Here is a 12,531-nt window from a genome sequence, read left to right on the forward strand (position 1 = left end):
TTCAAATGGGACGTTTCTGGATGGCATTTTGGGCTTCTGGGATAAAAAGATTGCTTTGGTTTAATTTTGGAACGATTATATTGTCCGTGGAGGCTTTCGATGTCCGGTGGCAGGAAGGGCGAAACCCCCGTTGGGCTTCACGCCATCATCGACCTCCTCGGCCTCGAGGTGCCGAGGCCCGCGGTGCGCTCCCTCCTGGTCGGCGGGCCCAGGAAGACGCGGGTGACGGAGGCTGGTGTCCTGGAGTCCTATCCCCGGGCCTACGACCCGGGCACGGGCGTCCTGGGACACCTGCGTTTCGCGCTCCGCTATGAGCCGGTCGACCTGGGTGTCTACAAGGCTGCGTTCCGGAGGATCGACAGGCAGGACCTCGAGCGCTGGATCCAGGGGGAACCCAACGGCATCTTCGCCCGGCGGGCCTGGTATCTCTATGAGCTTCTGGAGGGACGGAAGCTGGCTGTGGACGACCTGACCTCGGGACCTTATGTCGAGCTCCTGAACCCGGACCTCCATGTCGCCGGTCCGCCTGTGCGGATCAGACGCCAGCGGGTCTTCGACAACCTGCTGGGCAACCGGGACTTCTGTCCTTTGATCCGCCGGAGCGACAAGCTCGGCGAAGCCCTATCCCAGGATCTGGCCGGGCAGGCCAGGTCCCTCCTCGCGGATCTGGATCCTGCTGTGCTGAAACGGGCGGTCCACTACCTGTTCACCAAGGAGACGCGGTCCTCCTTCGAAATCGAAGGGGAGCACCCCAGCTCAGAGCGCGCAGGCCGCTTCGTTTCGGCGCTCATGCGGGCGGATGCGTTCGACCCGGGTGACAAGGCGTCCTTCACCAGCCTTCAGAACGCGATCGTCGATCCCAGGTATGCGCAGTCCGATTGGCGGAAGGAGCAGGTCTATGTGGGTGAGACCCTGCCGGACTATTCGCAGCTGGTCCATTTCGTCTGCCCGCGGCCCGGGGATGTTCCGTCCCTGATGGAAGGATGGATGCGGATGGCCGGGCGCCTCCTGGGGCCCTCCAGCACGGTGCATCCCGTCTGCGCCGCGAGCCTCCTCGCCTACGGTTTCGTCTTCATCCACCCGTTCCAGGACGGCAACGGGCGCATCCACCGGTTCCTGGTGCACAAGGTCCTCTCGGCCATGGGCTTTTCGCCCAGCGGGATGGTGTTTCCCGTGTCGGCGGCGATGCTCCGGGACAGGGCCGCCTACGACAGGTCCCTCGAATGCTTCTCCGCGGCCATCGCTCCCTTCATCCGGTATACGATGGGCCCCGACCAGAGCCTGGCGGTGGAGAACGCCACCGCCGACCTCTACCGCTACTTCGACGCCACGGCCCAGGCGGAGTTCCTGTTCGACTGCGTGGCCGGGACGATCCGCAGGGACCTGAAGCAGGAACTGGAGTTCCTGGTGTTTTTCGACAGGGCCGCAGCCGCGGCGCGGGAGGTGGTGGATATGCCCGGCCAGCGGGCTTCCCTGCTCATCCGCCTCATCCACCAGAACCAGGGACGGCTTTCCAAGGCCAAGCGCGCCCTGTTCGCGGAATTGACCGACGAGGAGATCGGACGCATCGAAGCCGGGATCCAGGCCGCTGCCGGGCGGACCTGGGATTCGGGGGACTGATCACTTCCTGGGATGGCCCACGGGCAGGAGCATGAGGGTCTGGATTCCCGCGGGCAGCTTGAGCTCGGCTCCCACGGCCACCAGGTCCACGCCCGCGGCGGTGCCGGCCCCCAGCCCCAGGGCCGCGGCCTGCAGGAGCAGGCCCTGGGCCGCTGAGCCGGCCTCGTAGTAGGTGAAGGCCAGGGCGGGGCCCGTGCCGGACTTCTCGATGCGGGTGGGATCGCCGGCCACCACGAAGACCGCGGGGGCGTCCTTGATCCACGGCTGCATGCCCTTGATGCGGCCCAGGACCTCCGGGACGGCGTCGCCCAGCCTGGCCAGCCTGTGGCCCGCGGGGAGGTAGTGGTATAAGCCCGCCTTGATTCCGGGTCCTCCGGCGGTGAGGACGTAGAGTTCCAGCGGGTACTTCGCCCTGGCGGAGGGGACGGTGCGCTTTCCGGGGCGGTTCTCGCCCTGGGCGGCCCACAGGAGCTGGCCTGTCTGGGCGAGGGTGGGCGCGGGACCGGCCAGGAGCCGCACCGTCGCGCGGGCCTTGAGGGCGGAGGCGAGGGAGGGGCCTTCGGCCGGGACGGCCGGGAGGCTCAGGGGTTCCTGGGCGCCGGCGAAGAGGGCGGCGCACAGGGCGAGGGAGAGGCGAATCATGGGGGACTCCTTCAGGCTTCGGCGGCGGCTGGGTCCACCCGCGGCGCGATGATCCGGTCGAAGTGCGGGATGGTGCCGATGAGGGGCCGGGCATAGTCGCGGAAGGACTCGTCGATGTCGCTGTCGCCCTTGAGATACTCGGGCGGAAGCAGCTTGGTGTGGGCCGCCACGGTCTCCAGGGGGGTCAGGAAGTAGTCCACCGAATAGTCGCCGGTGCGGCGGATGGCCACGGATCCGTTCACCTGGCGGTTGAAGGCGAAGTGCACGGCGGTCTCCCCCACGTCCCGGGCCTCGCTGGAGTCGGAATCCGAGATCACGCCCAGGAAGGACCGCTGCAGGTAGCCGAAGGTGTCGCACCGCACCCGCTTGATGCCCAGGCGCTGCTTGATGGCGTCCGAGAGCGCGTCGCCCAGGGTGCCGCGGCCGGAAAGCTGGACGTTGCCGAAGGCGTCGAATTCGGATTCGGGCTGCAGGTGCGTGAGCACGGGCCTCCCGTCGGCGCCCACGATCCCTTCGGAGAGCGCCACGACGCAGCGCCCGTTGGCGGAATGGACCCGCTCCACGTCGTCCAGGAAGCGGTCCGTGTCGAAGACCCGCTCGGGCACGTAGATGAGGTGCGGGCCGTCCTTGGGGTCGCGCCGGGCCATGACCGAGCTCGCCGTGAGCCAGCCCGCGTGGCGCCCCATGACCACGCCCAGGAAGACGCCCGGAATGGCGAAGTTGTCCAGGTCCAGGCACGCGAAGGCCGAGGTCACGAAGCGCGCCGCGGAGCCGAAGCCCGGGCAGTGGTCGGTCACCGCCAGGTCGTTGTCGATGGTCTTGGGGATGTGGATCACCCGCAGGTCGTAGTTCACCAGCTTGGCGTACGAGGCCACGATGCGGCAGGTCTCCGCGGAATCGTTGCCGCCGATGTAGAAGAAGTACCGCACCCCGTGCTTCTGGAACACCTCCACCATGCGCGCGCAGTAGGCCTCGTCGGGCTTGACCCGGGTGGAGCCCAGCGCCGAGGAGGGGCTGGCGGCGACCATCTCGAGGTTGTGGGTGGTGGTCTGGGAGAGGTCGAGGAAGTCCTCGTTGATGATGCCGCTCACGCCGAACCGCGCGCCGTAGACGTTGGTGATGTAGCGCCATTTCCGGGCTTCGATCACCAGGCCCACGAGGCTCTGGTTGATGACGGCGGTGGGACCGCCGCCCTGGGCGACCACAGCCTTGCCTTTGAGTTGACGCATGGGCCATCCTCCCGGTAATTGCAAACTGGCAAATGATTTAAGGAAGTTTAGGCTGCATCGGGGGGGGCGGGTCAACGCGGGGCGTGGGCCGGGGGCGGGGTCGTGACGGAATGCACCCTTGACGCGACGAAAAAAAGGCGAATCATACAGGGTATGACGCCGCCGCTTCTCGACCTCGAGCATCCCAGGGAGCTGTTCCACGACCTTCAGGTGGGGCCCGAGGAGGCCCGCAGCATCCTGCGGCCCCAGAAGGACGAGCGGTACGGCTTCGGGTTCGCCCTGAGCCCCTACCGGGGCTGCGAGCACGGCTGCCGCTACTGCTACGTGCGCGACTACCCCCAGTCCTTGCCCGGGGAGAAGGGCAAGCCCGTGGACCGGGCCCTGTGGGGCACCTGGGCCGTGCCCAAGCTGAACGCCCCGGAGCTCCTGTGGAACCAGCGCCACCGCCTGCACGGGCAGACGGTGTTCCTGGCCTCCGCCACCGACCCCTACCAGCCCCTGGAGCGTGAGTTCCGCCTCACCCGGGCCTGCCTGGAGGTGCTGGTGAAGTGCCCCACCACCCGGGTGCTGGTGCACACCCGCTCCCCCCTGGTGCTCCAGGACCTGGAACTGCTCAAGGCCTTCGGGCCCCGCATGCGGGTGGGCTTCTCCATCCCCACGGACGACGACACGGTGCGCCAGGTGGTGGAGCCCCGGTCTCCGCCCATCCCGTCCCGCTGGGCCGCCATGGAACACCTGGCCAAGGCCGGCATCGAGGTGGGGCTCGCGGTGGCTCCCCTGATGCCCGTGCACAATCCCGAGGCCTTCGCCCGCCGGGCCAAGGACAGCGGGGCCTCCGGCGCCTGGGTGGGCGGGTTGCGCCTGCTCAAGGACGACCCCTTCTACGAGGTGCTGGCCCGCAACGACTGGCTGTTCATCCTGGACCCCGACTATGTGGGGCAGGTGGCCGGCGTCCTCCAGGCCACCTTTCCACGGTCCCGCCACCGGGAGCCCCGGGAACCCCGGGCCGCCGCGGTGCCCCACCCCCACGTCCCTGCCCAGCGCAGCCTTTTCGAAAGCATGTGATGTCGGCGCGGCGCGGGATCATGGGAGAATGACGGTTCCATGATCACACTTGCCCTCAAATACCGTCCCCGCATTCTTTCCGACCTGGTGGGCCAGGAGGCCAGCGTCCGCGCCCTGGGCAACGCCCTGAAGAAGGCCAAGGCGAACGGAGGGGCCATCCACCACCAGGCCTTCCTCTTCGCCGGGGTCCGCGGCACCGGGAAGACCTCCACCGCCCGCATCCTGGCCCGCGCCCTCAATTGCATGGAAGGGCCCACCGCCGAGCCCTGCGGCGTCTGCGATTCCTGCCGCGCGTCGGAGCAGCCGGACCAGAACCTGGACATCGTGGAGATCGACGCGGCCTCCCGGTCCTCCGTGGAGGACGCCCGCGCCCTGCGGGAACAGGTGCAGACCCGGCCCGCCTTCTGCCGCTACCGCGTGTACATCATCGACGAAGTGCACATGATGAGCCGCAGCGCCTTCGACGCGCTGCTGAAGATCCTGGAGGAGCCCCCGGGCCACGCCGTCTTCGTGCTGGCCACCACGGAGCTGCAGGACGTGCCCGACACCATCAAGAGCCGGGTGCAGATCTTTCCCTTCCGCCTCATCCCCGTCCCCATGGTGGAAGCCCGCCTGAGGTGGGTGTGCGAGCAGGAGGGGGTGACCTGGGAGGAGGGCTCCCTGCGCCTCCTGGCCGAGGCGGGGCAGGGGTCCATGCGCGACGCCCTCACCACCCTGGACCGGGTCATATCCGCGGGCGAAGGCCACGTGGGCGAGGCCATGGTGCGCGAACAGCTGGGCATCGTGCCCGCCGTGCGCGTGCAGGCCGTGCTGGAGGCCCTCCTGACGGCCGACGGGGGGGCCGTGCTGGACAACTGCCGGGCCCTGGCCGAACTGGGCACCGACTGGGTGAGCTTCTGGCGCGAACTCATGATGGCCTTCCGGGACCGCATGGAGGCCGACGTGCGCCAGGGGGCCGGCCCCCAGGACATCCTGCGCTGGGCCCGCATGCTCCAGCTCCTTCTGGCCCGGGAACGGGACCTGCGGGACACCAGCCTTCCGGACGTGGTGGTGGAGCTGGCCCTCCTCACCGCCGCCCAGCTGCCCTACCTGGCCCCCCTGGACGCCATGGTGAAGGGGCAACCCGCCCCCGCCGCCCGCCCCGGCGGCGGCAAGCCCCTGCCGGTGACCGGAACGGCCATGGCCGCCGCCCCCATGGCGCCGCCGCCGGGCCGGACTGCGGCCGCACCCACAGCCGTCCCTTCGCAGGCTTCTGCGCCTGCCCCTTCGCATGCTTCTACGCCGGCACCTGCGCCTGCTCCTAGGCCCGCACCTGCGCCAGTTACTGCGTCCACAAATACGCCCGCTCCTCGGCCCGTCCCGGCGACCGTGTCCTCGCCCGTCCCCGTGGCCCCTCCGACGGCCGCCTCTGCGACCGCCGCTCCTGCGACCGCCGCAACGCCCGGCCCAGCGACAACCCAGGCGGACGCGCCGGCAGGCCCGCCGCCCGCCGCGGCGCCGGCCCCGATCCAGGACCCCGGCAACCTCGAGCAGCTGCGCAAAGGCGTGGGCGAGGCCCTGCGCCAGGCCCCGGGCGGCCTTCCGCGGACCCTGGGTTCCATGCCGCACATGGCCACCGGCCTCACGTTCCAGGACGGCACCCTCCATTGGCTCTTCCCGCCCAACGTGCGCAACACCGCCCAGGACCTGGAACGGGAGCTTTCCAATCCCCACCTCCTGGAGGCCCTGCGCCAGGTGCTGCCGGGGCTCGTGCGCACCACCCTCACTTTCGAAACGGAGAACCGGGAGCGTCCCGAGGACGTCCTGCGGGCCGATCCCTCCTTCCAGCGCCTGCTGGCCGACACCGGCGGGGAGATCGTGGAGGTGCGCCGGGAGGAGTGATCCGCCCCCCCGGTTTCGCCTTTATCGTCGCCCCGAAGGGCCTACTGCCAGAGGCTGAAGTCCGCCACCCGCAGGAAGGCCCTGCGCAGGCGGTGCAGCAGCGCCAGGCGTGCACCCCGCAGGGCGGGATCCTCGCACTTCACCATCACGGCGTTGAAGAAGGCTTCCAGCGGCTCCGCGAGGCCGGCCAGGGCGGCCAGGAGGGACGCGTGGTCCGGGTTGGATTCCAGCCCCGGCAGGATGCCGGCCAGGACCTTCTCTTCGGGCTCCTGGAGCCGCGCGGCGTCCAGGTCCCCGGGGGTCTCGTCCTTGAGGATGTTGGCGATGCGCTTGGCGCTCTGGCCCAGGCTGAGGAAGCGGGGGTCGTCGCCGAAGGCCGCCAGGGCCTCGCAGCGGGCCTTGAGGTCCACCAGGTCGGTCCAGCCCGCGGCCAGGGCCGCGCGGCGCACGGGGCCGGCGTAGCCGGCCTGCTCCAGCTGGTAAGCGACGCGGTCCCGGAAGAAGCTCTCCAGGGCTTCCAGGGTCTCCTGCCGGGGCTTCGTGGCCTTGGCGTCCACCTCGTCCAGGGCGAGGGCCGCGGCGCGCACGGGGTTGAGGTTCCACCCCTTCTCGAAGAGGATGCGCACGATGCCCTGGCCCGCGCGGCGCAGGGCCAGCGGGTCCTTGGAGCCGGTGGGGATGACGCCGATGGAGAAGCACCCGGCCACCGTGTCCAGCTTGTCGGCCACGGCCAGCACGCCGCCGAGATCCGAGGCGGGGATGGGAGCTTCGGCGGAAACGGGCTGGTAGTGCTCCTTCACGGCCTGCCACACCTTGGGGTGGGCGTTCTCGCGCTTGAGGTACTCGCCGCCCATGATGCCCTGCAGCTCGGGGAATTCCCCGACCATGAGGGTCACCAGGTCGCATTTGCAGCTCTCGGCCACGAGGCGGCCGTCGGTGGCGTCCAGCCCCAGCGCGCCGGCGATGGCCGAGCTGAGGGCGGCGATGCGCTGGGTCTTGTCGAAGTAGCTGCCCAGCTCCCGCTGGAAGGTGAGGTGCTTGAGCCGCTCCATGCGGTCGCGCAGCGGCGCCTTGCGGTCCTCCGAGAAGAAGAACCGGGCGTCGTAGAGCCGGGCGCGGAGCACCCATTCGTTCCCGCTCTGGATGAAGCCGTCGGGATCGTCGGGGCGGTTGGCGGCGGTGAGGAAGCAGGGCAGCAGCGCGCCCGAGGCGTCCTCCACGCAGAAGGCCTTCTGGTGCTCCTTGAGGGAGACCACGAGCACTTCCTTGGGCAGATCGAGGAAGTCGGTGGGGAACGCGCCCGCCACGATGCGGGGGTACTCCACGATCTCCGCCAGGGTGGAAAGCAGCTCCTCGTCGGCCACCACGCGGCCTCCGGCCGCTGCGGCCAGCTCGTCGATCTGCCGGGCCATGCGGTCGCGGCGCTCCTGGAAGCCCACCACCACGCCGGCCTCCTCCAGGACGGCCTCGTAGGCCCTGGGCCAGCCCACGGCCACCTTGCCGGGGTGGTCCATGTGGAAGAGCCGGTGGCCCCAGGTGGAGAAACCTGACTTGACCCCGTCCAGTTCGAAGTGGATCACGTCCTGGCCGTAGAGGGCGACGATGCTGCGGATGGGCCGGACGAACTCGAACTCGGAGGAACCCCAGCGCATGGCCCGGGGCACGTGGAGGCCCGTGACGAGGCGGGGGAGGACCTCGGCGAGCAGGTCCATGGTGGGCCGGCCCCGCTTGACGAGGGTGACCACGGCCACGGGCTCCTTCTTGCCCGCGGGCTGGTCGAAGGTCACCTGGCCGAAGTCCACGCCCCACTTCTCGGCGAACTTCAGGCCCGTCTGGGTGGGCTGGCCCTCGGCGTCGACGCACATGCGCCGGGGCGGGCCCACCTGCACCTCGCTCTGGTCGGGCTGGAGCTCGGGGAGCTCCAGCACCCGCCAGGCCAGCTTGCGGGGCGAATAGAACCGCTCCACGGCCAGCTCGACCCGGAGGTTCTCCCGGATCCAGGCCTGGAGCCCCTCCGCGAACTCGGTGGAGAGGGGGGAGAGGAAGCGCGCGGGGATCTCCTCGCAGTGGATTTCCAGCAGGAGCTCTCTCATGCCTTCACCTCCCGGGCGGCCGCGTCATGTGCGACGCAGGCCCTCGCGCAGGCGCACGTGAGGTCCCGCACCCGCTTGATGAGGCCGGCGCGCTCGGTGGTGGACACCGCGCCCCGGGCGTTGAGGACGTTGAAGGTGTGGCTCATCTTGAGGGCCTGTTCGTAGCCCGAGAGGAAGTGCCCGTGGTCGTCCAGGAGCCGCCAGGCCTCCTTCTCGTAGGCCTCGAAGGTCTTCCAGTGCAGGTCCAGGTCGGCGTGCTCGAAGCTGTAGGCGGACAGCTCGAGCTCTTCGCGCTGGCGCACGGCGCCGTAGGACACCGGGAAGGTGCCGTCGTCGGTCTTCACGTTGCCCCAGGTGATGTCGTAGATGTTGTCGAGCCCGCCCAGGAACATGCAGATGCGCTCGATGCCGTAGGTGATCTCGGCCGAGACGGGCCGGCAGTCCATGCCGCCCACCTGCTGGAAGTAGGTGAACTGGGTGATCTCCATGCCGTCGAGCATCACCTGCCAGCCCACGCCCCAGGCGCCCAGGGTCGGGGCCTCCCAGTTGTCCTCCTCGAAGCGCAGGTCGTGCTTGCGGAGATCCACGCCCATGGCTTCCAGGCTCTCGATGTAGAGGTCCTGGACCCGCGCCGGGGAGGGCTTGAGGAGCACCTGCATCTGCAGGTGCTTGTAGAGGCGGAAGGGGTTCTCGCCGTAGCGGCCGTCGCTGGGGCGCCGGGAGGGCTCCACGTAGGCGACGTTCCAGGGCTTCCCGCCCAGGGCCCCGAAGAAGGTGAGGGGGTTCATGGTGCCCGCGCCCTTCTCGAGGTCGTAGGGCTGGCCGATGAGGCATCCCCGGTCGGCCCAGAAGCGCTGCAGTCGAAGGATCAGTTCTTGGATGTGCATGGGAATCCGCAGGAAACCTGGATTTTACCCTGGATCGGACGATCCGTCAGGGCCGAATGTCCCGGCGGCGGGGGGAGGTTGTGCCGTAGGTCCTTGCTTCCTGGGAATGCCTAAGTAGAATCAACGTTTTCATTGGGATGACCATGACCCGCAAAATCGCACTCATCGCCATCGGCGGAAACGCGCTCCTGCAGGAAAAGCAGCTCGGGGTCCAGGAGGAGCAGCTGGACAACGCCCGCCAGACCGCGGAGATGTTCGGCAACGTCATCAAGGCCGGGTACGCCCTCTGCGTGGTGCACGGCAACGGCCCCCAGGTGGGCAACATCCTCATCCAGCAGGAGGAGGCCGCCAACCGCATCCCCCCCTACACCCTGGACATCTGCGACGCCATGACCCAGGGCTCCATGGGCTACATGATCGAGCGCACCCTCATCAACCGCCTGGCCTTCCAGAACCTCAAGGTGCCCGTGACCACCATCCTCACCGAGGTGGTCGTGGACAAGGACGACCCGGGCTTCCAGAATCCCACCAAGCCCGTGGGCCCCTTCTACCGCGAGCACCGCGCCCAGGAGCTCCAGGCCCAGAAGCGCTGGCACATGAAGGAGGACTCCGGCCGCGGCTGGCGCAAGGTGGTGCCCAGCCCCAGGCCCCTGGAGATCGTCCAGCTGGAGGCCGTCAAGCTCCTGCTGGAGGCGGGCCACTGCGTCATCGCCGGGGGCGGGGGCGGCATCCCCGTCATCCGCGACGCCTCGGGGTACCTCGTCGGCGTGGAAGCCGTCATCGACAAGGACCGCCTCTCCTCCCTGCTGGCCGAGAAGCTCAAGGCCGACACCTACGTCATTCTCACGGGCGTGCCCAAGGTCGCCCTGGACTTCGGGAAGCCCACCCAGCGCTGGGTGGACCGGCTCACGGCCTCCGAGGCCTCCAGGCACCTGGCCGAAGGCCAGTTCCCCGCGGGCTCCATGGGGCCCAAGATCGAATCCGCCCTGGCCTTCCTGGCCTCCGGGGGCCACGAGGTCCTGATCACCAGCCCCGAGGCTCTGGAGCACGAGGACTACGCCACGGTCGGCACCCGCATCGTGAGGGACTGAGGCCGTGCGTCCCCAGGTTCTCGCCGCGCTTCCGGCCCTGGTGGCCTACGCAGGTCCCCAGGGCCTGGACCTGGCGGGCATGGACCGCACCCTGGCCCCCGGGGACGATTTCTTCGCCTTCGCCAACGGCGCTTGGCTGCGCTCCGCCGTCATTCCTCCCGACCGCAGCTCCACCGGCGCGGGCACCCAGCTGATGGAACTCACGAGCCGTCGCACCGCGGCCATCGTCAAGGCCGCCGCCAAGGCCCGGCCCGGCACCGAGGCCCGCAAGGTCGGGGATTTCTACACCGCCTTCATGGACGAGGCCGCCATCGAGGCCCGGGGCGCGGCTCCCCTCCGGCCCATCTTGGCCCGCATCCGGTCCGTGGACGGGCCCCGGACCCTGGCCGAGGCCCTGGGCCACACCCTGCGCGCCGACGTGGACGTCCTCAACAACGCCGTCTACGCCACCCCGAACCTCCTGGGCCTCTGGGTCGCCCAGGACCTGGACGACCCGACCCGCTACTCCCCCTTCCTTCTCCAGGGGGGGCTGGGCCTGCCGGACCGGGAGTACTACCTCTCGGATTCGGAGGTCATGAAGGGGATCCGGGCCCACTACCTGGCCCACGTGGAGGCGATGCTCAAGCTGGCCGGGGTGGAGGACGCCGCGGCCCGGGCCGCGCGCATCGTGGCCCTGGAAGGGCGCATCGCCCGGGTCCACGTGGACAACCTCGACACCGCCGACGTGCGGAAGGGCAACAACCACTGGACCCGCGAGGCCTTCGCGACCCGCGCGCCGGGCCTGGACTGGGACGCCTTCTTCTCCGCCGCGGGGCTGGGCGGGCGGAGCGAGTTCGTGGTGTGGCAGCCGACGGCCCTCGCCGGCCTGTCGGCGCTCGTGGCCAGCGAGTCCCTGGAGACCTGGAAAGACTGGCTGACCTTCCACGCCATCGAGAAGGGCGCCCCCAACCTGTCCCGGGCCTTCGTGGAGGCCTCCTTCGCCTTCCACGGGAAGGTGCTCCAGGGCACGCCCGAACTGCGCGATCGGTGGAAACGCGGAGTCAACGCCACCAGCTCGGCCCTGGGCGAGGCCGTGGGCAAGCTCTACGTCAAGCGCCACTTCCCCCCCAGCGAGAAGGCCCGGGCCCAGGCCATGGTCCGGAACATCCTGGCCGCCTTCGCGCGGCGCATCGACGCCCTGGAGTGGATGGCCCCGGAGACCAAGGCCAAGGCCAAGGCCAAGCTCGCCGTTCTGAAGGTGGGCGTGGGCTACCCGGACCGCTGGATCGACTACGCCGGCCTCCAGGTCCTGCCGGGCGACGCCTTCGGCAACGCGGAGCGGGCCGAGCTGTTCGAGTACCACCGGAACCTCGCGAAGCTCGGCAGGCCCGTGGACCGCGGCGAGTGGGTCATGACGCCCCAGACCGTCAACGCCGTGAACCTTCCGGCCATGAACGCCCTCAACTTCCCCGCCGCCATCCTCCAGCCGCCCTTCTTCGACGCCAGGCGCGCCGCGGCCCTGGACTACGGCGCCACGGGCGCCACCATCGGCCACGAAGTCAGCCACAGCTTCGACGACACCGGCGCCCTCTTCGACGCCCGGGGCCGCCTGAGCAACTGGTGGACCCCCGAGGATTTCGCCCATTTCAAGGCCTCCGGGGCCCAGCTGATCCGGCAGTACGACGCCTACCGCCCCCTGCCGGACCTCTGCGTCAATGGCACCCTGACCCTCAGCGAGAACATCGCCGACGTGGCGGGCCTGGCGGCCTCCTACGACGCCTACCGCCTGTCCCTGGGCGGCAGGCCCGACCGGGTGCGCCAGGGCTTCACCGGCGACCAGCAGTTCTTCCTGAGCTTCGCCCAGTCCTGGCGGGAGAAGCGCCGCGAGCCGGCCTTGCGCCAGCAGGTCCTCACGGACGGCCACGCGCCGGAGGAGTTCCGGGCGGATGGCGTGCGCAACCTGGATGCCTGGTACCAGGCCTTCGGGGTCAAGCCCGGGCAGAAGCTCCACCTGGAACCCAAGGACCGGGTGAGGATCTGGTGA

The 12,531-nt window shown here is 69.6% G+C and carries 9 protein-coding genes; 5 read left to right on the forward strand and 4 right to left on the reverse strand.

The window, feature by feature from the left end; genetic code table 11:
• Positions 1–99: 99 nt before the first annotated feature.
• Positions 100–1,620, forward strand: a complete 1,521-nt coding sequence (locus tag ACZ5LB_RS02470) for a Fic family protein (protein WP_464604579.1) — start codon at positions 100–102, stop codon at positions 1,618–1,620.
• Here the strand turns inward: ACZ5LB_RS02470 and ACZ5LB_RS02475 are convergent, their stop codons facing one another.
• Complete coding sequence (locus tag ACZ5LB_RS02475; RefSeq protein ID WP_464604580.1) at positions 1,621–2,262, reverse strand: nitroreductase family protein; 642 nt, start codon at positions 2,260–2,262, stop codon at positions 1,621–1,623.
• Positions 2,263–2,273: 11 nt separating this feature from the next.
• Positions 2,274–3,491, reverse strand: coding sequence for a 6-phosphofructokinase (locus tag ACZ5LB_RS02480; protein WP_464604581.1), 1,218 nt, complete (start codon positions 3,489–3,491; stop codon positions 2,274–2,276).
• 153 nt (positions 3,492–3,644) lie between these two features.
• Between ACZ5LB_RS02480 and ACZ5LB_RS02485 the strand changes: the two genes are divergently transcribed.
• Positions 3,645–4,556, forward strand: coding sequence for an SPL family radical SAM protein (locus ACZ5LB_RS02485; protein ID WP_464604582.1), 912 nt, complete (start codon positions 3,645–3,647; stop codon positions 4,554–4,556).
• 39 nt (positions 4,557–4,595) lie between these two features.
• Positions 4,596–6,437, forward strand: coding sequence for a DNA polymerase III subunit gamma/tau (gene dnaX / locus ACZ5LB_RS02490; protein WP_464604583.1), 1,842 nt, complete (start codon positions 4,596–4,598; stop codon positions 6,435–6,437).
• 41 nt (positions 6,438–6,478) lie between these two features.
• On the opposite strand, the gene glyS is transcribed toward dnaX, so the two are convergent.
• The gene (gene glyS / locus ACZ5LB_RS02495) at positions 6,479–8,530 is read right to left on the reverse strand and encodes a glycine--tRNA ligase subunit beta (protein ID WP_464604584.1); all 2,052 of its coding nucleotides are present in this window, start codon (positions 8,528–8,530) and stop codon (positions 6,479–6,481) included.
• Entirely contained in the window at positions 8,527–9,417 is an 891-nt protein-coding gene (locus tag ACZ5LB_RS02500; RefSeq protein WP_464604585.1) for a glycine--tRNA ligase subunit alpha, read from the reverse strand. Before ACZ5LB_RS02500 ends, glyS begins: the two co-directional genes overlap by 4 nt.
• 143 nt (positions 9,418–9,560) lie before the next feature.
• Between ACZ5LB_RS02500 and arcC the strand changes: the two genes are divergently transcribed.
• Both arcC and ACZ5LB_RS02510 read left to right on the forward strand, forming a co-directional pair.
• Positions 9,561–10,508, forward strand: coding sequence for a carbamate kinase (gene arcC / locus ACZ5LB_RS02505; RefSeq protein ID WP_464604586.1), 948 nt, complete (start codon positions 9,561–9,563; stop codon positions 10,506–10,508).
• A gap of 4 nt (positions 10,509–10,512) precedes the next feature.
• Entirely contained in the window at positions 10,513–12,531 is a 2,019-nt protein-coding gene (locus ACZ5LB_RS02510; protein ID WP_464604587.1) for a M13 family metallopeptidase, read from the forward strand.

The sequence above is a fragment of the Mesoterricola sp. MK458 genome, from assembly GCF_055384935.1.

Coding starts and splice junctions, on each gene's coding strand:
- ACZ5LB_RS02470 (WP_464604579.1), top strand. CDS start 100: ATGTCCGGTGGCAGGAAGGGCGAAACCCCCGTTGGGCTTCACGCCATC.
- ACZ5LB_RS02475 (WP_464604580.1), bottom strand. CDS start 2,262: ATGATTCGCCTCTCCCTCGCCCTGTGCGCCGCCCTCTTCGCCGGCGCC.
- ACZ5LB_RS02480 (WP_464604581.1), bottom strand. CDS start 3,491: ATGCGTCAACTCAAAGGCAAGGCTGTGGTCGCCCAGGGCGGCGGTCCC.
- ACZ5LB_RS02485 (WP_464604582.1), top strand. CDS start 3,645: ATGACGCCGCCGCTTCTCGACCTCGAGCATCCCAGGGAGCTGTTCCAC.
- dnaX (WP_464604583.1), top strand. CDS start 4,596: ATGATCACACTTGCCCTCAAATACCGTCCCCGCATTCTTTCCGACCTG.
- glyS (WP_464604584.1), bottom strand. CDS start 8,530: ATGAGAGAGCTCCTGCTGGAAATCCACTGCGAGGAGATCCCCGCGCGC.
- ACZ5LB_RS02500 (WP_464604585.1), bottom strand. CDS start 9,417: ATGCACATCCAAGAACTGATCCTTCGACTGCAGCGCTTCTGGGCCGAC.
- arcC (WP_464604586.1), top strand. CDS start 9,561: ATGACCCGCAAAATCGCACTCATCGCCATCGGCGGAAACGCGCTCCTG.